Origin of the sequence: Pseudomonas sp. T1.Ur, from assembly GCF_023516725.1 — a bacterium.
GTDB lineage: Bacteria > Pseudomonadota > Gammaproteobacteria > Pseudomonadales > Pseudomonadaceae > Aquipseudomonas > Aquipseudomonas alvandae.
This window is the reverse complement of sequence record NZ_JAMGSN010000001.1, coordinates 4,269,482-4,291,370: the sequence shown is the minus strand read 5'-3', so window position 1 is coordinate 4,291,370 and position 21,889 is coordinate 4,269,482. Positions and strand designations below refer to the sequence as shown.

General features: G+C 58.7%; 12 protein-coding genes and 1 pseudogene. 8 read left to right on the top strand and 5 right to left on the bottom strand.

The window, feature by feature from the left end; translation table 11 throughout:
* Positions 1 to 81: 81 nt before the first annotated feature.
* The 4 genes from M8Q45_RS19135 to M8Q45_RS19120 form a co-directional block, all read right to left on the bottom strand.
* The gene (locus M8Q45_RS19135; protein WP_249875981.1) at positions 82 to 4,959 is read right to left on the bottom strand and encodes a dermonecrotic toxin domain-containing protein; all 4,878 of its coding nucleotides are present in this window, start codon (positions 4,957 to 4,959) and stop codon (positions 82 to 84) included.
* A 114-nt stretch (positions 4,960 to 5,073) separates the two neighbouring features.
* Positions 5,074 to 8,181: a transglycosylase domain-containing protein gene (locus tag M8Q45_RS19130; RefSeq protein ID WP_249875980.1), complete on the bottom strand. Its 3,108-nt coding sequence runs from the start codon at positions 8,179 to 8,181 to the stop codon at positions 5,074 to 5,076.
* 229 nt (positions 8,182 to 8,410) lie between these two features.
* On the bottom strand, positions 8,411 to 8,872 hold the full coding sequence (locus M8Q45_RS19125) for an REP-associated tyrosine transposase (RefSeq protein WP_249875979.1): 462 nt from the start codon (positions 8,870 to 8,872) through the stop codon (positions 8,411 to 8,413).
* A 232-nt stretch (positions 8,873 to 9,104) separates the two neighbouring features.
* Entirely contained in the window at positions 9,105 to 9,566 is a 462-nt protein-coding gene (locus M8Q45_RS19120; RefSeq protein WP_249875978.1) for an REP-associated tyrosine transposase, read from the bottom strand.
* A gap of 575 nt (positions 9,567 to 10,141) precedes the next feature.
* Between M8Q45_RS19120 and M8Q45_RS19115 the strand changes: the two genes are divergently transcribed.
* From M8Q45_RS19115 to M8Q45_RS19080, 8 genes are all read left to right on the top strand, one after another.
* Positions 10,142 to 11,563 carry an amino acid permease gene (locus M8Q45_RS19115; protein WP_249875977.1) on the top strand — a complete coding sequence of 474 codons (1,422 nt, stop codon included), beginning with the start codon at positions 10,142 to 10,144 and terminating at the stop codon, positions 11,561 to 11,563.
* 173 nt (positions 11,564 to 11,736) lie between these two features.
* A complete protein-coding gene (locus M8Q45_RS19110) occupies positions 11,737 to 12,102 on the top strand; it encodes a GtrA family protein (protein WP_249875976.1) in 366 nt (121 codons plus the stop codon).
* Positions 12,099 to 13,568 (top strand): UbiA family prenyltransferase, encoded by a 1,470-nt coding sequence (locus M8Q45_RS19105; RefSeq protein WP_249875975.1) that lies wholly within the window; start codon positions 12,099 to 12,101, stop codon positions 13,566 to 13,568. Before M8Q45_RS19110 ends, M8Q45_RS19105 begins: the two co-directional genes overlap by 4 nt.
* A 55-nt stretch (positions 13,569 to 13,623) precedes the next feature.
* Entirely contained in the window at positions 13,624 to 14,940 is a 1,317-nt protein-coding gene (locus tag M8Q45_RS19100) for an FAD-binding oxidoreductase (RefSeq protein ID WP_249875974.1), read from the top strand.
* The gene (locus M8Q45_RS19095) at positions 14,937 to 15,677 is read left to right on the top strand and encodes an SDR family oxidoreductase (protein WP_249875973.1); all 741 of its coding nucleotides are present in this window, start codon (positions 14,937 to 14,939) and stop codon (positions 15,675 to 15,677) included. Before M8Q45_RS19100 ends, M8Q45_RS19095 begins: the two co-directional genes overlap by 4 nt.
* A complete protein-coding gene (locus M8Q45_RS19090) occupies positions 15,674 to 16,636 on the top strand; it encodes a lysylphosphatidylglycerol synthase transmembrane domain-containing protein (RefSeq protein WP_249875972.1) in 963 nt (320 codons plus the stop codon). Before M8Q45_RS19095 ends, M8Q45_RS19090 begins: the two co-directional genes overlap by 4 nt.
* Entirely contained in the window at positions 16,626 to 18,266 is a 1,641-nt protein-coding gene (locus tag M8Q45_RS19085; protein ID WP_249875971.1) for a glycosyltransferase family 39 protein, read from the top strand. The genes M8Q45_RS19090 and M8Q45_RS19085 overlap by 11 nt, the downstream gene beginning before the upstream one ends.
* A gap of 217 nt (positions 18,267 to 18,483) precedes the next feature.
* Positions 18,484 to 19,914, top strand: coding sequence for a glycosyltransferase family 39 protein (locus M8Q45_RS19080; protein WP_249875970.1), 1,431 nt, complete (start codon positions 18,484 to 18,486; stop codon positions 19,912 to 19,914).
* 237 nt (positions 19,915 to 20,151) lie between these two features.
* Here M8Q45_RS19080 and M8Q45_RS19075 read toward each other — a convergent pair.
* A pseudogene (locus M8Q45_RS19075) lies at positions 20,152 to 21,771 on the bottom strand (FMN-binding glutamate synthase family protein).
* Positions 21,772 to 21,889 lie beyond the last annotated feature (118 nt).

Below are 21,889 nucleotides of genomic sequence, written 5' to 3'. Positions count from 1 at the left end.
AGGGCGAGAATTCGTAACAAGGAGGCAAGCCCGCTACATGTTCAACTCGCCGCCGGGATGAACATGTAGAGGGGCTAAGGATCAACTGGACCAGTTGAACGACTCCATCGATTCGCGACTGACCCCTGGCCTTAAATAGGCCCAGGCCCATGCCGGCACTTGCAGATGGCTTTGCAGGTACAGGGCAAAATCCAGGCGGGTATGGCCGGGGCGGTCAACGGGAAAGTTGAACTGATAGAGATAACGCTGAGCCTGGCTGGGGAATACGTTATAGAGACGGCGAACAATTTCATTGGCGTGGGCTTCCTCGCGCCCCAGGCTGGCGGACATGGCCCTTGACAGATTTTCGAGGGAGTCGAGGGCCCCGGGTCGTTGGAATACCCGTTGCAGGGTGTCGTCGCTGTAATAGGGCCCGACCAGATCCTCCCAGATTCGCCTGACGTAAGAACGCGGCAGGCGCTGGATGGCGTCCAGCAGCCCCGGCGTATCGAGCAGCAGGGCAACCCGGCTGTTGGACGGCACGTGTCCGAGCGCGCTGAAGTATCCAACGACCGCGGGCAGGTCGATGTCCGCCTCGCTCTTGAACACTGTTTTCAAGAACGTCATGAAGTCCAGCAAGGGTTGGCGCTGGTTGAGGATCGCTTGCAAGTTCCGGTCATCGAAAAAGTGCATCCATTCGATGTCGATGGTTTCCATTGCCATCACTTCATTGATGCGGGTCCGGGTGTATTCGACGATAAGCCGCAATCGCTCGATGGAAATCGCCGGGTTGCGGAGCCACTGCGCGATCAAGCTCACATTCAACAGGCCCCCCAGGTGCGCGCTGATGACCGGGCACGTCAGCAGAATCTCCAGGCGTTGTTGCAGGACGGGAAAGCGCACCAGGGCGGCCCTGAGCAGGTCAACCGTATCGTCGACGTTCTCGCCGTAGATGAACTGCTGGAACAGTTCCGCTTCGTCAGTGACGGTCCGGCCGGACTCGTCTTCGAGCCGCTGGGCGATGTCGTCCAGATTTTCCCGGTCCACCAGGTAGGCATCGCCGAGCAGGTCATCGAGTTGATCTTCATCGAGATGACCATGGGTATCGACGTCGAACAGGACGAACGCTTCGTCGACATTGGGATGGTTGTCGGTGAGTTCCCGGGCGGTGACGCCGTATTCAAGCATGATGTGACTGACGTCCTGGGTGATGAGCAAGTATTTGTTGTTCAGCAACTGGTCGATGTGCTGCTCGTTGACAGGCTTCAATAGCACCTGTTCGAAGAACTTGCTGATTGCCTGTTTGTCCAGCGAACGGTAAGGCACACGCTCCGGCATCAAGTTGGCCGGGGAGGCGGGTGCCAGGTAGTGTCCTATCTCCTGCAGTATTTCGGGGGGCAACGCCGCCTCTTGTGCCTGATCCAGCACTCGGCGTTGCATCCGGTGCCCATACAGGTCCAGGTAATCGAGTGCCGGTTGAAACAAGCGGTGCGGGTTGTCGGCGCCATACATGATATTCGTCAGGTCGAGCATCGCCGACTCGTCGAGGATCTGCGCCAGCGACGGGGCGTTCTCGAAAAGCGCTTGCTGCTGGAGCGAGGCTTCGGGTGTCAGGTACTGGCCGGTCTCGGGATGCTGCTGGATGTAATCGGCCACTTCGTTGCGCAGGCGCTGGACGGAGAAGTTATTGGGCGTCGACGCTGCGTTCAGACCCTGGGCCACGGCGTTGAAAAAACAATCGCCATCGGCGGGAATTTGTACCGCCTGCTCGCCCAGCAGCAGGCTGTAATGGTTGTGGGAGGTGCGTCTGAGGACAAGATCGGAATAGGACCTCTGCGGGTGCTGGACGATCGGATAGATTCGCTCCGGTTGACCCGGGGTAAAACGAACGGACCAACCGCGTGCGGGGGCTGTTTCATCGATAATCAGCAAGCTGCGGTTTTGGGGCCAACTGGGCAGCCGGGTCACGAGGGTTGGAACCAGGTCCATGACGTCTGTATCCCAACTGCCTGGGGTGCGTATGGAATCGGCAACGCTGGACGACGATAGGGCGGGGACCTTGGGCTTGGGAGCGTCCGCAGGAGCAGGCGCGCCCGCCGGGCGCTTGCCACCGCCCAGGCCGAATCCTACGGCGCGCCACTCGCCGTCGGGCATCCGTGCCACGGTGCTTCTCATGACGCCGCTGGAGCGGATGTTCAAGCCCGTGGCCGGGTCGACGAGGGGGGCTTCGGTGGCATTCAGTTTCGTGTTGTCGTGTACCCGATACACCGTTCCTTCGGGCTGGCGGATGTACACCGGGCGCGTCACGCTCCCCGTGGTCGGGTGAATGACGGTGGTGCGATAGAAACCCTGGCCGTCCGGCGTCACCCCTCTGATCACCGAGGCATCGGTCACCGCATAGCGGCGGTAGACCGCTTCCTCCAGGGGCAGGCCGGTCAGCGTTTCTCCCAGGCCCCGACGTCGCGCCTCCAGCGCCAGGAACGAGGCGTGGCCGCGTGTCGCCGCTGCGCCGGCCAGCTCTCGTCCGGGATAGTTGGCGACCTTGTGCACGAACATCAGGCTCTTGAGGTTCAGGGGCAGCGCCCCGGTCTTGAGCACCAGCAGCCCTGTCCTGGCGACACTTTTCAGGAATGTGACCAGGCCGGGCGTCATGAGCATGCCGCTGACTTCCAGAGCGATATCCACCGCCAGCATCGACAAGCGCAGGGCGGTCTGGCGCTGGACATCCCGGTTGCTGTTGGAGCGATGGTCCGCGTGGGCGCTGTGAAAGGCGACGTACTCGCGATAAAGGACCTCGATGAAGTCGTCGGTGATGGGCGTACCGCGGATCAGAGGCCGCGCAGCTTGCTCGAATATCCGTCTGATGTCCTCCGGGTGGGCGGTGGAGAGTCGTGCGAGAAAATAGGCTTTCCATTGCGCGTCCCGCAGCAGCCCGGCCACGCCATCGCTCAAGTTGGAAAACTCGTGGTAATCCTGGCCAGCGGGACTGTCAGGGAAGTAGACGCCGACCGTGCCCTGTATGGCCGGCCCGTCCTGATCGGTAAAGACCAGCGCGCCATTGACGGTGTGTGCCCAGCGTTGTGCCCCGCCTATTCCCTCCGTGCCGCCCAGTGCAAGACCATACAGGCGCACGCTTCGCCCCAGGACCCGACCTTGTCGGTTGGCGGGTGGCGACTGCTTGAGGATCACGTCCAGCCAGAGCGCAAGCAGCTTTTGGGATCTCGATGGGTCGATGTTCGGGTCGATGACGCTCGTCTTGAACACTTCGGCGTCCCTGAGCGTAGCTTCGTAGCCCTTGAGCCGCATATTGGCCAGGTATGCAGTCTGCCAGGCAGTCTTGTAGCCAGGCGTGTTCATCTCTTCGCGCAGCATCGTTTCGTAGCGGCCGCCGGCATCGATCGTGATCACCATCGTGGCCAGTTCGGCGCCCGTCAACGTGATGAGGTAGCCGTTGGACGGGTTGCGTATCCGTTGGTCTGTCGAGTCGATCAGGTAGACCGCTGATACCTGCCTCATTGCATTGGGATACTGCTCCGCACGCAGGTTATCCAGCACCAGCTGGGTCAGGTTGGTGGTGCGCGATTGCCGGGGATTACCGCCGTTGCCGAACGTCAGCGTGACCCGCGTTTTGTCCGGATCGGGTGCTATGGCCGGATGCACGGTCTGCTGGAGGTATTGTTTGATCTTCTCGCGGGCGAACGCCATCAAGGTCGGGATACCGTTGCCCAGTTTTTCAACGGCCCGGACCACCCGTTCCTCCAGGCGCCGATAGTGCGCTTGCTGCGCCACCGTCGCGCGCTGGTAGAAGTCGGGGCGGTTGTTTTCGATCAGGGTCTGTCGGCGCACGGCCAGGGGGCCGGTGAGGGATAGCTGGGGCAGGCTCAAGGCCGCTTCGGTGTCCTGCGCAAAGGCCTGCAACGTGAGGGGGGCGCTTTCGGCGACCTCCAGAGCCTTCTCGAGGGCGTCGTCTTGCGCTTGCAACAGTGCTTGCGCGGCGAGCTCGAATACATGCCCGGACAGTTCGCTGGAGATCGACTGGATCGCGCGTTGCTGTCCTTGGTGGATGGGCCGCACGCTGTCGATCAGCGCCAGGGCGGAACCGAACCGCTGCAGGCCACCTTCCATGGAGTAGAGGTACACGGCGGGATGATCCGCTCGTTTGATCACCATTGCCGCCGGCCAGTTCTGCGCGGGCGCGCTGCCCATCTCCAACGTCAGCGCGAACACCTGGGGGATGGGCGCCCGCAGCAAACGGCTTCGGTCCGCCAGGGAAGGGTGGGTGACGATCCGGTCCAGCATCAGGTCTTCGTCGTACCGGAGCAGTCGCGCGCGCGGGGTCAGCTGGGTGACGGGGGCGCGGTCGACTTTATACAGATGCCAAAGGCACAGGAATCGCCGCGCAAGCAAGCCGGCGAACACCGCCTGCGTGTTGAGCACCGTGGCATCATCGGCGAGGGGCACGAGCCGTTCGCCATGGTTCGTATCGTTTCGAAACCCAAGCAGATCGTTGCGAAACTGACGCTTGAGGCTGGCGTCATGGGTGGGCCGGGAAATATAGAATACCGACGCCATGGCTCGCAGGATGCCCGCATCCACCGGGCTTGCAAATAGGCTGTCGGCCTCTTCCACGGTCTGGGCCTTGGTGAAAAAGCCCACGCCACCCACGGGGAACGAGGGTGCGGCGTCCCGCGACAGGCTCTCCCATGACACGTCGATAAAGCGCTGCGAGGCGGTCAGGGAGCGGACCCCTTTTTCGTCGGTGGTGAAATGATTCACATACCAACCCTCGGGGTTGATCGCCTGAAACAACGAACCCCGGAATTTGCGGGCCGGAATCCTAGCTTTGAGGGTGCTGACCAGCAGGTTCTGGATCACGCTGTCGAACGTTGGCAGGCCGGCGAACAAACGGGCCAGTTTCGCTTCGTTGGCGTCCAGCAACCCCAGTTGGCGGATCTGTTCCTTTTCTTGAATGGTAGACATGTGTATGTCCCGGTTGTGTGTGAGGGACACAGACCGTATCGCGCCGTCCAGGCGGATCTGACGTACATATGTATAGTCTGGCGACAGGAGGCGGCAGGCTTGTAACTCAGGGTGTCATCGACTCGTCACCAGGGGCCGGCACAGGGTATGACTGCCGGGTTGCAGGTACGGCGAGAGAAACGGCGCCATGCCCTTGAGCACCTGCACCGGCAAGGCCGAGGTGAACTTGAAGTTCTGCGCCGACGCGCCGGGCACGAAGGCGGTGAGGGTGCCGAAATGGTTGTCGCCGATATAGAACACGAACGTGGCGGTGCGGTTGATCGATTTGGAACTGATCACCCGCCCACCGGAACCGACGGCTTCGATGCGATTGTCGCCCGTGCCGGTCTTGCCACCCATGGCCAGCGGCGTGCCGTCGGCCAGTTTGAAGCTGCCCGCCACCCGTTTCGCGGTGCCGGCATCCACCACCTGGGACAACGCGCCGCGCAACGCCCGGGCCACTTCCACCGGCATCACCCGCTTGCCGTTATCCGGGTTGCTGACCAGTCGCGTTTCATAGGGCGTACCGACCGCAAACTGCAGGCTGTCGACACGCAGCGCGGGTCGGCGGACACCGTCATTGAGGATCGTGCCCACCAACTCTGCGAGCGCCGCCGGGCGATCACCGGAGCTGCCGATGGCGGTCGCCAGCGATGGCACGAGGTGATCGAACGGGTAGCCGACTTGCTGCCAGCGTTGGTGGATATCCAGGAACGCTTCAATCTCCAGCATCGTGCGGATGCGGCTGTCGCGGGCGCTCTTGTGCCGGCTCTTGAACAGCCAACTGTAGACCTCCTGGCGCTCGAACTGGCTGGCCTTGACGATTTGGCTGAACTTGGCGTCGGGGTTGTTGAGCAGGTAACCCATCAACCACAAGTCCAAGGGGTGGACCTTGGCGATGAAGCCCTGGTCCGGCAGGTCGTACGCGCCGGGGCCATAGCTTTGGTAGAGCCGCTCCAGGCGTTCGTCGGTGAGTTTTTCCGCGCTTTTGGCCGTCTTCAAGTGCGCACGCACGAAGCGGTTGAAGCTTTCCTGGCTGTCGTTGGGAAAGAAATAGCGGTGCACGGCGGCCAGGCGAATCGCGGTAGGGCGCATGCCATCGAGGAAGGTTTCCAGGCGCTGGCCGGTGTCCTTTTTCTGGTACTTCTTCCAGAACTTGAGCAGGAACGAGGTGCCCTCGCGATCGGCGAATTGGGCCAGGTATTCCTGGCGGCGCGGGTCCTTGTCGTCCTTGAGCAGTTCGGAACTGTTATTGGGACCTGCGTAGGTCGCGTAGCGCACCAGGTCGCGCATCAGGCGAATGAACGGCAGGTTGATGGATTCGCGCAGGGCGTCGCGCAGCGTCGGCAGGCGACCGTCGTCTTCCTTGCGGAAGTTATGGAAGGTATGCAGCCCGCCGCCGGTAAAAAATGCCTCGCCGGGGCTGGCCGAATAGGTGCGGTCCAGCGCGGCTTCGAGCATCTTCGGCAGGCTGCGGTCGGTGTTTTCAACCAAGTAGTCCACCGCCCAGCGCGACAGGCGATCCTGCTCGGCGATCTCGGTTTTCTTCAGCGCCGCCGGGGCCTGCTGGGCATAACGCTCGTGCAGTTCGGCGATGATCTGCAAGTAGGTGGTGAGCACACGCAACTTGGCAGTGGAGCCCAGTTCCAGTTTGCTGCCTTCGTTGATGTCGAAAGGCTGGTCGGTGCTGTCGGTCTGTACCCGCACGCGCGAGCCGTCCGGGGTCAGTTCCAGCAGCGTGAAGCTGTAGCGCACCTGCGTGGTGCTGGTGGGGGTCAGCAGGCGTTCTCCCATCAGGCCGATCTCGGCGGCGAATGCCGGATCGGCCAAGCGCTTGAGGTACTCGGTGGCCTGGGCCTGCAGGTCGCTTTGCAAGGTGCTGGTGGCGGAGAGGTCGAGGCGATCGAGGTCGTACAGCGGACGGTTGAGCAGCGCGGCGAGGCGACTGCGGGCAGCACTGATGCCCTTGTTCGTTTCGTTGGGCTGGACGGTCGGGTCCTGGACCCAGTCGCGATAGGAAACCTTGCTCGCCAGCGCAGCCTCGGACAGTGCGGCGTCGATCACACCGTTCTGCGCCAACAAGCGGATGTGGCTGTCGGTCAGGCGCGCGAGTTCGTCATGGCCCTTGGAAAGGTAATGGGACGGCCGCCGCTGGGCGATCATCAGCGACAGCATTTCCCGCAAGGCCAGGCCTTTTTCCGCCAGGCTCCTGGGGTCGGTGGCGGTGCTGAACAACCGTTCATTGGCCCGTTTGAAGTCCGCGCCATACCAGACCCTCAAACCTTCCGCCATGCCGTGGACTTCGCCATGCCCCGGCACGGCTGAGAGGGGGACGCTGTTGAGGTAGTCGCGGACGATCCGCTGGCGCGCCTCAAGGGTTTGCGGGCCGCCCTGGTAGGCGCGCACGCTGGCGGAAATCATCTGGCGGATCTTCTCCGCGCCCGACACGGTCAGGCCGTCGGGGGAGTGCCGGTATTTTTCAAGCTGTGTAGCCAGCGTGCTACCGCCTGCCGATTGCCCCGGCAAGCTCAGCAATTTGGCGACCTGCGACCATGCCGCCATGCCGAAGCGCGGCCAGTCTACCGCCGGGTTGGCCTGTGGTTGCTTGGGGTCGAGCAAGAAGCGGTTCTCGATGAACAACAGGCTTTGCACCACCACCGGTGGTATGGCGTCAAAGCTTGCATACAACTGCTGCGGGTACTTGAACTGATACACCGGCGCGGCGCGGCAATCGGTGAGGGTAAGCCCTGCCTGGATCTTTTCCGCGTAGGGCACGAACAAGCCCTTGTGGACGTAGTCCATCAAGGCCGGCGAAAACCGGGCCTGGGCCTCGACCACATAATCACGCTTGAGCAGCCGCGGCAGGAATTCTCCCAGCGAGCTGTAGCCCAACCGTTGATCGAACGGGCCGGCCCCCGGATAGACAATGGCATCGCTCGGACCCGGTTGCACCGAATAGGTCAAGGATGCGGCGTACTTGCTGACCTCCCGTGCCTGGAACCGGGACGTGCGCATCTCCTTGGCCACGGCCAGGCCGACCACCACCACGATGATCAGCAACAACAACCAGAACGCCCGCCAGCCATGCCGGGCGCGGCGAGTTTTTTTGGGTAAAGGCGCTTCTTCCATACGTTCAGTCGGGACCACAGGTTTATTCGAATCGGTTTGCCACAAAGCGCCCATAGTCGACTGATCCATTCACGCAGATTGATCGGACTTGCTTGAAGCTTAGACGGTGGTTGGCGTGGGGGGAGAGGAAATTGTGGACATTGAAAACATGAACGCTCAGGCCTCCGTGGCGAGGGAGCTTGCTCCCGCTCGGCTGCGTTAGCGGCCGCCTGCTTCTGAGAGCTGAAAAGCGAGGGAGGCTTTGCCCCCCAGCGGGAGCAAGCTCCCTCGCCACGAAAAGCGATCAGAGCCACAGGGTGTCCCAGAGCGGGTAATCGCCGATGCGATCTACCAGGCCTGCGCGAAGGGGATTGGCAATGATGTAGCGGGCGCAGGGCTGCAAATCCTGATTGTCGCGGATTGCCTTGTCGTGAAACCCGTTTTGCCAGAGGGCACCCTTCCTACCCATCGCCCGGTTGATGGAGAGGGTGCTGCGAGACTTGATCCTCTGCATCAAACCAGACAGTTGCGCCTTTTCCAACTGCACTAACCAATGCAGGTGATCCGGCATCACAACCCAGGCAAGTGAATTGACGTCACGCCGTTCATGAGCCAGCCGCAACTCCGCAACGAGCAAGCGACCCAACTGCCAATCCTTAAACAAGGGCTTGCGTTGGTGGACGACCGTGGTGACGAGGTAACCACGCCCCGGCTCCGAAGAGCGCCCGTGGCGAAGACGATGAGAGTTTGGACGTTGAGGATGCATTCCGTGCTTCCTTTGGCTGAGTTAACCATAACGGTAGCCGTGCTTGTTCCGACCCGTCGCGTTGATGGTTGAACGACTTTTCCGAAAACAACGTAGTCATCGTGGCGAGGGAGCTTGCTCCCGCTCGGTCGGTCCGACGCCTCGGGCGCAGCGGCCGCCTGCTTCTGAAAGCTGAAAAGCGAGGGAGGCTTCGCCCCCCAGCGGGAGCAAGCTCCCTCGCCACGAAAAGCGATCAGAGCCACAGGGTGTCCCAGAGCGGGTAATCGCCGATGCGATCTACCAGGCCTGCGCGAAGGGGATTGGCAATGATGTAGCGGGCGCAGGGCTGCAAATCCTGATTGTCGCGGATTGCCTTGTCGTGAAACCCGTTTTGCCAGAGGGCACCCTTCCTACCCATCGCCCGGTTGATGGAGAGGGTGCTGCGAGACTTGATCCTCTGCATCAAATCAGACAGTTGCGCCTTTTCCAACTGCACTAACCAATGCAAGTGATCCGGCATCACAACCCAGGCAAGTGAATTGACGTCACGCCGTTCATGGGCCAGCCGCAACTCCGCAACGAGCAAGCGACCCAACTGCCAATCCTTAAACAAGGGCTTGCGTTGGTGGACGACCGTGGTGACGAGGTAACCACGCCCTGGCTCCGAAGAGCGCCCGTGGCGAAGACGATGAGAGTTTGGACGTTGAGGATGCATTCCGTGCTTCCTTTGGCTGAGTTAACCATAACGGTAGCCGTGCTTGTTCCGACCCGTCGCGTTGATGGTTGAACGATTTTTCCGAAAACAACGTAGTCATCGTGGCGAGGGAGCTTGCTCCCGCTCGGTCGGTCCGACGCCTCGGGCGCAGCGGCCGCCTGCTTCTGAGAGCTGAAAAGCGAGGGAGGCTTCGCCCCCCAGCGGGAGCAAGCTCCCTCGCCACGGGCTGGTTGGGTCTGAAAGCCTTGAACCAGAGCCATCAACCCATGCCAGCGCATGACGCTGCACCATCACTGTGCAATACTCGTCGTCGCTCCAAAAAAGCCCTTGGTTCAGATAATCCCTCTTGTTAAAGCCATCATTGGCTGAGGCCTTCCCTGAATTAACCTGCTTTTATAGCGAAACTTTCTGTTCCCGGCTTTTTATACTGCACGACCCGCTGATCCTGAGGTTGTTGTCCCACAGGACGGCCTGCCCACAAGGCCGGCCCGGTTTCGGCAATGCTTGCAGGCCCACCCGCCCGCGGCTTTGGAGACTCGGTGGTCAATCCAATAACAAGACGAGGTTGTATCCCTATGCCAGTCGGCAATCCTCTGTCCCATGGCGAGACCGCGCAGGGTGGTCCGCTCAAACGTGAGCTCGGCGAGCGGCATATCCGCTTGATGGCGCTTGGCGCCTGCATCGGTGTCGGGCTGTTCCTTGGTTCGGCCAAGGCCATTGAAATGGCCGGGCCGGCGATCATGCTGTCCTACATCATCGGTGGCCTGGCGATCCTGGTGATCATGCGCGCCCTCGGCGAAATGGCCGTGCACAACCCGGTGGCCGGATCGTTCAGCCGTTACGCCCAGGACTACCTCGGCCCGCTGGCCGGCTTCCTGACGGGGTGGAACTATTGGTTCCTGTGGCTGGTGACCTGCGTCGCGGAAATCACCGCCGTGGCGGTGTACATGGGCATCTGGTTCCCCGATGTACCCCGCTGGATCTGGGCCCTGGCCGCGCTGGTCAGCATGGGCTCGATCAACCTGATCGCGGTCAAGGCCTTCGGTGAGTTCGAATTCTGGTTCGCCCTGATCAAGATCGTCACCATCATCGCCATGGTCATTGGCGGCGTCGGCATCATTGCCTTCGGTTTCGGCAACGACGGCGTGGCCCTGGGCATTTCCAACCTGTGGACCCATGGCGGCTTCATGCCCAACGGCGTGTCGGGCGTGTTGATGTCCCTGCAAATGGTCATGTTCGCCTACCTAGGCGTGGAGATGATCGGCCTGACCGCCGGTGAAGCGCGCAACCCGCAGAAAACCATCCCCAACGCCATCGGCTCTGTATTCTGGCGGATCCTGCTGTTCTACGTCGGCGCGTTGTTCGTGATCCTGTCGATCTATCCGTGGAACGAAATCGGCACCCAGGGCAGCCCGTTCGTGATGACCTTCGAGCGCCTGGGCATCAAGACCGCCGCCGGCATCATCAACTTCGTGGTGATCACCGCCGCGCTGTCGTCCTGCAACGGCGGGATCTTCAGCACCGGGCGCATGCTCTACAGCCTTGCGCAGAACGGCCAGGCCCCGGCCGGCTTCGCCAAGACCTCGGCCAACGGCGTACCACGCCGCGCGTTGCTGCTGTCCATCGCCGCGTTGCTGCTGGGCGTGCTGCTCAACTACCTGGTGCCGGAAAAAGTCTTTGTCTGGGTGACCTCCATCGCCACCTTCGGCGCGATCTGGACCTGGGTGATGATCCTGCTGGCCCAGCTCAGATTCCGCAAAAGCTTGAGCGCTTGCGAGCGTGCGGCGTTGAAATACCGCATGTGGCTGTACCCGGTCAGCTCTTACCTGGCGCTGGCATTCCTGGTGCTGGTGGTGGGCCTGATGGCGTACTTCCCCGACACCCGCGTGGCGCTGTATATCGGCCCGGCGTTCCTGGTGCTGCTGACGGTGTTGTTCTACACCTTCAAGTTGCAGCCGACGCAGGATGTGCGGGGCGCGGTGCGTTCGGTTTCCTAAGTCGATAGCGATGTAGACAGAGCCCCGGTCGGAAATGACCGGGGCTTTTTTGTAGAAGTTATCTTGACCGTCCGTCGGAATCGGTGCCCGACCTGTAGGATCTGACAGTAGACCGCCACAGTACCCTGGCCTAGCTTGGAAGCCCGCCAACTGGCAAATGGCAAGGTTGCACAATGAACGGTTTTCCTGCGTTGATGGTTATCGCACTGGTCAATGCGCTGATCCATGGCCAGGTTTTTTTTATGCTGTACGGCGCCGTTGGAGTGACTCAAGCGACCAGTAACCTCACGGCATTTTGTGTGGCAGCGGCGTTTTCATTTTATGTGAATGCGCTTTTCATCTTCGAGCCCGGTGAGTCGTGGCGCGGTTATCTCCTGTTCAATTGCGCGATAGGCGTCGCAAGCTATGGAATCGGTTCGATCGGCGATGGCCTGGATTTGCCTGGATGGGTGACAGTGGCTTCGTACTTCTTGTTGAGCTTGCTGATGGGGTGCAGCTTTTACCGGTTTAAGTTACTTCATGGTCGTCATCGAGTATGAGCGCTCCGCAGCAAGCGTTGCAGCCGACCACTAAAAGACCTGAGGCTTCAATTCCTTTCGTGGTCGATCTGGACGGAACGCTCCTAAAGTCCGATGCACTTTTTGAGTGCGCAATGGCTTTTGTCCGTAGCCAACCGTGGAGATGTTTGACGCTGCTTGGTTGGCTCATCCACGGCAAGGCCTATCTGAAGAAGCAACTGGCTCAGTCAACCTATATCGATGTCAGCCTGTTGCCTTACAACCCTGACGTTTTAGCCATGATCGAGGCGCTGCGTGGCCAGGGACGTCAGATCGTGCTGGCCACCGCCAGCTATCATTCTTTGGCGCGGCGGATCGGCGAGCATTTGCAACTGTTCGACGACATATTGGCGACCCGGTTGGAATGCAATCTGTCCGGTCATCACAAGCGTGATTTACTGATTGAGCTATTCGGTGAGCGAGGTTTCGATTACGTCGGCAACTCCCTGGAAGACCTGAAGATCTGGCGTGCTGCCCGACACGCATATGTTGTCAGCCCTTCAGCGTCCGTCCTGCTCGCGATCAAAAATCTGGATAATGTTGTGCAGCCGATCCTCTCGGGTGCTACTGGGCTTGGCGAGTGGCGCAAGGCGTTGCGCCTACATCAATGGGTCAAGAATGCGCTGATTTTCGTGCCTTTGCTGGCGGCCCATCAAATCGCCAATCCGCTGTTGTTCTGGCATGGCCTGTTGGCATTCTTGTTTTTCGGGTTATGCGCATCCGGCGTCTATGTGCTGAATGACTTGCTGGATCTGGAAGACGATCGCAGGCATCCGACCAAACGCGCGAGACCTTTTGCCAGCGGACACTTGTCGATCAAGTCTGGCCTGATGATCTGCCCTTTACTGTTGGTTGCATCCTTGGGAGGCGCCTGGCTGTGGCTTCCCTCGCAATTCGTCCTGGTGTTGGCGTTCTACTACGTCTTGACCTTGGCCTATTCGCTTAAGTTGAAGCGGGTCATGACATTGGATGTGATTGCGTTGGCACTGCTCTACACGTTACGAATCATTGCGGGTGGCGCGGCATTCGGTTTGGAACTGACGGCCTGGATGCTCGCGTTTTCGATGTTTATTTTCCTGAGCCTTGCGCTGGTCAAACGTTACACGGAACTGCTTGTGGTATCGCGCAGCGGGGGGGCTGATAAAGCCAGCGGCCGTGATTACTACCCCGCCGACATGGCCATGCTGTCATCGCTAGGCGCGGCCTCAGGCTATCTGGCGGTAATGGTACTGGCGCTGTACATCCGCGACAGCGCGACTGTCGTCCTGTACGACCATCCTCAAATCATCTGGCTTGCCTGCCCCTTGCTGCTGTTCTGGATCACCCGGGTCTGGATCCTTACGCATCGCGGGTTGATGAAGGACGATCCGGTGGTGTTTGCGCTTAAGGACCCCTTGAGCCTGGTCGTCGGTGCACTGTTTTTCCTCGTTTTCTGGAGCGCCGCATGAGCAACTGTCGTGAAGCCAAAGCCAGTTTCACCAAAATGTCGGCGCGGTATCAGAGATGAGCATTCCCCTGACTTCATGGGGCCAATATCCCGCTGAGCCGCAAGTGGCTCACCCGTGTGCCTGGCGCAATGATCTGGACGGCCAAATGCGGCGAGTGGCCGATGAGCATGGCTCGACGTTGCCGTTCGGCAATGGCCGCAGCTACGGTGACAGTTGCCTGGCCGAAAGTGACCATGTGTTGCACCTGCGTCCCTTGAACCGTTTCATCGAGGCCGATTGGCAAACGGGAGAAATCTGTGCCGAGGCTGGCGTTACCCTGGGCGAGGTGCTTGAGCTTTCGGTTCCTCGTGGGTGGTTCCTACAAGTGACCCCGGGAACCCGTCACGTGACCCTGGGCGGGGCGGTGGCCAACGATGTCCATGGCAAGAATCACCACCGCCGCGGGACGTTTGCCCACTCGGTCCTGTGCTTTGGCCTACACCGGTCCGGGCAATCTCCAATGGTGTGTTCGCCGACGGAAAATCCCCAGTGGTTTGCCGCCACCCTCGGCGGTTTGGGCCTGACGGGTGTTATCAGTTGGGTGAGCATTCGCCTGCGCAAGATCCGATCCAGCCGGATCGATACGACTCGGGTGCGATTTGGTCGATTGAGCGAGTTCTTTGCCTTGTCGACAGAACTCGATGCTGCTCACGAATACAGCGTGGCCTGGATCGATTGCCTGGCTAAGGGGGCTGGCTTGGGGCGCGGGGTCATTACCGTTGGCGATCACAGCGAACACGGGCTGCTCGAAGCCCCGGCCATCCGCGCCATGAACATCCCTGTCCGGCCGCCGGTGTCCTTGGTCAACCCATTCATGGTGGGCATGTTCAACCGCTGTTATTGGCATCTGCAACCGGCGAGTCGTAAAGCCCAGGCCATTGCCTACAGTCCCTTCTTTTATCCGCTGGACGGCATCGAGCACTGGAATCGAATCTACGGGCGAAAGGGGTTCCAACAGTTTCAGTGCGTAATACCGCAATCGGTAGCCGAGGACGCACTGGCCCAGTTGCTAAGAGTCATTTCCCGCTGCGGCGGGGGTTCATTTCTGGCGGTACTCAAGCGTTGTGGCGATGTCGATTCTCCGGGGTTGCTGTCCTTTCCCATGCCCGGAGTGTCGCTGGCCTTGGATTTCCCTCAGAACCGCGTCCTGAGCAATGCCTTGCTGCCGCGTCTGGATGCCATTGTTCATGAGGCCGGTGGTCGGTTGTATCCGGCCAAGGATGCGCACATGAGCGCCAGCGACTTTCAGCGAGCCTACCCCGCCTGGGAGCAATTGGAAGCCATGCGTGACCCGGCGCTGATGTCCCGTTTCTGGCAGCGAGTCACCCGATGAAAAAAATACTGATCGTGGGCGCTACTTCAGCCATCGCCAATGCTTGCGCCCGGCTCTGGGCCAATGACGGGTGCGAGTTTTTCCTTGTGGCCAGGGATGCGCACAAACTGCAGCAAACCTGCGCGGACTTGCTTGCTCGCGGCGCCAGGGCGGCGGTGCCATATGTCATGGATGCCAACGACACCGCCCTGCACCACGACATGCTGCAGCGCTGCTTGGGAGCGCTGCAAACCGTGGACATTTGCCTGATCGCCTACGGCACGCTGCCCGATCAACCCGCCTGTGAGCGAGACGTTGAGCTGGCAATGGCCGAATTCGCCAATAACGGCAGCACAGTGATCGCGTTGATGACCTTGTTGGCAAATCAATTGGCCGCCCAGCGCAGCGGCACACTGGCCGTCATATCTTCCGTTGCGGGGGATCGGGGGCGTCCCTCCAATTATGTGTATGGCTCGGCCAAGGCGGCCGTCTCCACTTTTTGCGAAGGCTTGCGCGCACGGTTGTTCAAGGTGGGTGTACATGTCATCACCATCAAGCCCGGTTTTGTCGATACGCCGATGACCCAAGGTTTGGCTCTGCCGGCGTTGCTGGTGGTGCAACCGGAGGCCGTTGCCCGTCGAATTGTCGCGGGTATCGAGCGCAAGGTGGCGGTGCTTTATGTGCCCAGGTTCTGGTCCTGGATCATGTTCCTCATCCGTGCGCTGCCCCAACCCCTGTTCAAGCGATTGAACCTGTGAGCCAGGCCCTGCTGTTATCGGGCTGGCGTTATCGGCTGCTGATCGGTTCGGTGGTCTGCTCGGCCTTGGCCTACCTTGGCGTCTCCCTGTGGAGCGGCTGGTCGGCGGTGGGCGATGCGATCAGCCGGGTGGGGTGGTTCGGTGCGTTGCAAGTTTTGGGCTTGGTCCTGCTCGGTTACGGCCTGCGTTTCTTGCGCTGGCAGATGTATTTACAGGCGTTGCAGCATCGGCTGTCCTGGTGGCCAAGCTTGAAGATCTATCTGGCGGGCTTCGCCCTGACCACCACGCCCGGCAAGGCAGGCGAAGCGTTGCGCGGTGTTTTGCTCAGGCGTTGGGGTGTGCCTTACGCCGATAGTTTCGCCGCTTTATTCAGCGAGCGGCTTTCGGATCTGTTCGCCATGGTGGTGTTGGCCTTGATCGGGTTGAGTGGGCATCGCGAGTGGCTGTTGCCGATCATCGTTTGCCTGGTGCTGCTGATATGCAGTGTGGTGTTTATCGCTCATGAGCCATTCGTGGCCGCTATCACGCAGCGCATCGACGCCCGGCAAGGGTGGTTTTTCCGAATGTTGCGCAGTGTTGTCGATGTACTACGCCAAGTCCGTCGCTGCCATACGCCGTACCGTTTGCTCGGTACGTCGGCCTTGGGGATCGCCGCGTGGAGCCTGGAAGCGTTGGCGTTTTATTGGATCTTGCAGGACATGGGGCTTGAGGTTGCGCTGGGGGGCGCGGCGTTTATCTACGCCGTTTCAATGTTGGCGGGCGCCGTGAGCTTCATGCCGGGTGGATTGGGTGGTGCGGAAGTGGTGATGGTGGGGTTGTTGGTGTCCGGTGGTGCGGCGCTGGGAGAGGCGGTGGCGGCGACGGTTCTGCTGAGGTTGGTGACGTTGTGGTTTGCGGTGGGGTTGGGGAGTGTGTTGCTGATCGAAGTAGGCAGAAGGAAGGTATCCGATGAAATTTGATCTTCGCGCAGAGCATGTGAGGGTTTACTTATCCTTATCGGCAGCGATTTTGTTCGGTGCTTATTTACGATTGCGCAATATTACCGAACATTCTTTGTGGCTGGATGAGCTATTCAGTGTGGCGGTCAGTCAGCCGGAAAACAGTTTTTTTGACGTTTTTCACCAGACGTTGAGTGATGTGCATCCGCCATTTTTTCAATGGGTGTTGTGGGTTTTTTATAAAATTTTCGGTTTTGGCGAAATGGTAGGAAGATATCTTTCTGCTGCGTTCGGAATTATGTTGATCCCCGCTGTGTTTGCATTGGGTCGACAAATATTTGATCTTCGTGTTGGTTTGTATGTCGCTTGGTTTGCGGCAGTTAATTTTTACCTGATTGTATACTCTCAGGAGATACGTTCTTATGAACTACTCGCCTTATTGACAATAGTGTCGTTTGTGGTATTCATCAAGGCGATGCGAACGCTGGATGGATTTCATGTCTTTGTTTACTCCTTGACGGCGGCAATGCTCGTCAGTACTCACTATTTTGGATTTCTAGTCGTTTTTGCTCAAGCACTGCTGGTATTGATCGGTATGCTTGAGTCACCTTGGGACAAACGGCGACTGTATCACTTCAGTCTTGCTGGTTTTTTTATATTGCTTTGCGTAGCGCCACAAATTCCATATATGTACGCAAGGTTGGATCATGGAGATTTCTGGGTTCCGGTGCCCAATGATCATTTTTTTATAGAACTTTTCATTTTGTATTTTGGAAGTTTGCCTTTGTCTATTGTGTCGATGGTCTTGTTGGTGGTTGCGGTTGCTAAGTGCTTGGAAACGGTAAAGGATTTCCGTTGCTGTATTTTTGTTGTTTGGATCGTGACGTGCATGGTTGTTCCTTATTTGTATTCTCTTTATGTTCAACCTGTCCTGACGATGCGAAATTTGATTATTTTGCTTCCGGTCATATTGGTATTGCTCGCATTTGCGTTAAGTCTGTTTAAGGAGCGATGGGCGCGAATAGGTTTGGGTGTCTTGATTTTATGTTTTTCGATGACGCCGATATTCACCAGCTTTAAACCCGTGCACACTTTTGAAAATCAATTGACGCCAGTCAGTCAGATGCGCGACGTTGTCGCGGGACTGATACAAATACCTACGCAGTGGCCAATGTATGCCAAACAAAATGTGGAGTTCGGCATGTATTTTAAGCTGTTAGGCTCGTCATTGACTGTCAGAGGGCATGATCAGTTTATGCGTGATCTATTGTCGAAGGAGCTGCCGGAAAAGTTCTACTACCTCGCAACTCAGGGCATTGCTTTACCTGAAGAAAACTTCATGAGGCAATATGGCGTTGTGCTGATGAAGACAAAAACAGTTGGGAACACGGTAGTCCTTGAGCTCCAATCTCTGTACCAGATCAACTCTTCCCTGACGTCAACGGTGTTGACACCGAATGCCCGCTCGCCAACCTCAGCAAAACCTTGGGAGGCGGCCAGTGCTATGGTCTGTGACCTTGCCTGCGAACTGGGCGGTTCGCGATGTCATATGGCCCTGGGTCTCCAGCAAATTGATCGAATCCTCGTAAAACGCGCGTTGGGCCGCGCCGGGCCTGTATGTGAATCCATTGCGCACGAGTATGGAACTTGACCAGTCGACCAATCGTTTCGCCGCTTTGTTCAGTGAACGACTTTCGGATCTGTTCGCCATGGTGGTGCGGGCCTGATGGTGGGGTTGCGGGTGTCCGGTGGTGCGACGCTGGGAGAGGCGGTGGCGGCAACGGTTTTGCTGAGGTTGGTGACGTTGTGGTTTGCGGTGGGGTTGGGGAGTGTGTTGCTGATCGAAGTGAGTAGAAGGAAGGTGTCCGATGAAATTTGATCTTCGCGAAGAGCATGTGAGGGCTTACTTATCCCTATCGGCAGCGATTCTGTTCGGTGCCTATTTAAGGTTGCGCAATATTACCGAGGAACCACTGTGGTTGGATGAACTATTCAGTGTGGCGGTCAGTCAGCCGGAAAACAGTTTTTCCTATGTTTTCCATAAAACGGTGAGCGACGTACATCCGCCTTTTTTTCAGATGGTGTTATGGGTTTTCTACAAGGTTTTTGGTCTGAGCGAAATGGGCGGAAGGTACCTTTCCTCCTTCTTCGGGGCGGTGTTGATCCCAGCTATATTTGTACTCGGGCGACAAATCTATAATGTGCGCGTAGGTTTGTATGCTGCCTGGCTTACGGCAGTTAATTTTTATCTGATTACATATTCTCAAGAAATACGCTCATATCAATTGCTCGTATTGCTGACGACGCTCTCATTCGTGTTCCTTATTCGGGCGATGAGAACGTTGGGTTGGTCAAATATTTTTGCTTATTCAGTCGTGGCAGCATTTCTTGTCAATACGCATTATTTTGGGTTTTTGGTTGTTTTCGCGCAGGCGTTGCTGGTGTTGATCGATATGCTGGAGTCGCCTTGGGACAAGAGGCAGTTGTACCGCTTCGGATCTGCGGGTCTATTTATAGTGTTATGCCTCTCCCCACTGCTACCCCACATTCACTCCACATTGGATCGAACGGATTTTTGGGTGCCACCGCCTCAAGATCTTTTCTTTATCGAGCTGTTTACTTTGTATTTTGGTAACTTATTTTTGTCTTTTGTAATGGGGGGGCTGTTGATAGTTTTGGTCGCTAAATGCGTCGCCAGTGAGCGGCCAATTGCATGGCTAAATTTATTTGCTCTGTGGGTGGTGGTTTGTATTGTGGTTCCTTACGTGCGTTCTGTTTATTTTCAGCCGATTATTACCATGCGAAATATGATAGTTTTGCTGCCGGCTGTGCTGATGTTACTTGCATTGGCTTTGGACTTTGTTAAGGGGCTGACGATACGAGTAAGCTTGGGGGCGTTGATTTTTGTGTTTTCGATGACGCCGCTATTTACAGAGCATAAGCCAGTGTTTACTTTTTGGAATCAACTAAAGCCAACCAGTGAGATAAGTGATTTGGTGAGTGGGTTGATAAAAAAACCGGTGCAGTGGCCGATGTATGCCCGGCAGTACCTGGAATTTGGAATGTGCTTTAAGTTTTTGGGTTCTTCATTAAGCGTGAGGAGTGAGGGCCAGTTAAAGGAGGACTTGGTTTCAAAGGCACGGCCGGAGAATTTTTATTATCTGGTTAGCCGTGGTGCTTATTCGCCTGATGAAAATTTTATAAAGCGATATGGCGTTGTATTGGTCGAGCAGATAAAAGTCAGCGACGCTGTAGCACTCAAATTTCATTCGCTTAACCTGCCGGTCGATGGGAATTGATGGCGGTACTGGAGCGTCACGCCTGATAATACAAACTGGACGCTGGATCGCGTCGATCCGCGCTAGTAGCGTACCTACAAACCCCGTAGGGAGGGAGCTTGCTCCCGCTCGGTTGCGCAGCAGCCGTATACCGGCTGGCTCGGTCTGATTAATCCATGCGTCGCGCCATTGTTGGGGCTGCTTCGCAACCCAGCGGGAGCAAGCTCCCTCGCCACAAGAGCAGTGTTTGCTCGCAAGTTACGCCACCGATATTTTCCGCGGCTCAAAACTGTCCGCCCGCGCCATCTGCCACATCCGCGAATAGAACATGCCGTTAACTTCACCCGTCAGCAATTCCCCCGGCTTCAAAAACACATGCAACTGAGAGAACAACTTCACCTCGGTCGCCGACATCCGCCGCACCAAATGCTTGGGCTGCAATTGCGAAGGATGCTCGAGCCCGGCGGCAGCGAGCATTTCCGCCAGGGCCTTGAGGGTGTTGCGGTGGAAGTTGTAGACCCGCTGGGCCTTGTCCGGGACGACCAGGGCGCGCTGGCGCAGGGTGTCCTGGGTGGCGACGCCGGTGGGGCATTTGTTGGTGTGGCAGCTTTGCGACTGGATGCAGCCGATGGCGAACATGAAGCCGCGCGCGGCGTTGGCCCAGTCGGCGCCGATGGCCAGGACGCTGGCGATGTCGAAGGCGCTGATGATCTTGCCGCTGGTGCCGAGCTTGATCTTGTCCCGCAGGTTCAGGCCCACCAGGGTGTTGTGCACGAACAGCAGGCCTTCGCGCAGCGGCACGCCGATGTGGTCGGTGAACTCCACTGGCGCGGCGCCCGTACCGCCTTCCTTGCCATCGACGACGATGAAGTCGGGCAGGATGCCGGTTTCCAACATGGCCTTGGCAATGCCCATGAACTCCCACGGATGCCCGAGGCAGAACTTGAAGCCCACCGGTTTACCACCGGACAACTCGCGCAATTGCTGGACGAATTGCATCAGTTCGATCGGCGTGGAAAACGCGCTGTGGCGGGACGGCGATACACAATCCTCACCCATGAGGATGCCACGGGTCTCGGCGATTTCCCGGGTGACCTTGTGCTTGGGCAGGATCCCGCCGTGGCCGGGCTTGGCGCCCTGGCTCATCTTGATTTCGATCATCCGCACCTGCGGGTTCCGGGCCTGGGCGGCGAAGCGCTCCGGGTCGAAGCGCCCGTCGCTGGTGCGGCAACCGAAATAGCCGCTGCCCAACTCCCAGGTCAGGTCGCCACCGTGTTCACGGTGGTAGGGGCTGATGCTGCCTTCGCCGGTGTCATGGGCGAAGTTGCCGAGCTTGGCGCCCTGGTTCAACGCCCGGATGGCGTTGGCGCTCAGGGAGCCGAAGCTCATCGCCGAGATGTTGAACACCGAGGCCGAGTACGGCTGGGTGCACTGCGGGCCGCCGACCGTCACGCGAAAACCGCTGGGATCGCTCAACGGTGCCGGGCGCATGGAGTGGCCGATGAATTCGAAGCCGGTCTGGTAGACGTCGATCAAGGTACCGAACGGTTTGTCGGCGCTTTCGTTCTTGGCCCGTGAATACACCAGCGAGCGCTGGGCCCGGGAGAAGGGCAGGGCGTCGCTGTCGGATTCGAGCAGGTACTGGCGGATCTCCGGGCGGATGCCTTCGACCAGGTAACGGATGTTGCCCAGGATCGGGTAGTTGCGCCGCACGGCGTGGCGGCTTTGCAACAGGTCGAACAGCCCCAGCAGGCTCAGCAGCCCCGTCACCAGCGCAAATGGCCAGAGCCAGTCGTGTTACAGGAACGGCAGGCTGGCGAGGGTGAAGATCACGCAGCCGGCGAAGAAGGCGTAGCGGCTCAGCAACGATAGGCTCATGCGGGTTCCTTGGGGGAGGGCGATTGGCGAGACATTAGCGTGGAATGCCACCCCGTGGCGAGGGAGCTTGCTCCCGCTCGGCTCTGTAATTGGATGGACTCGCCCAAGCCGAGGCGTC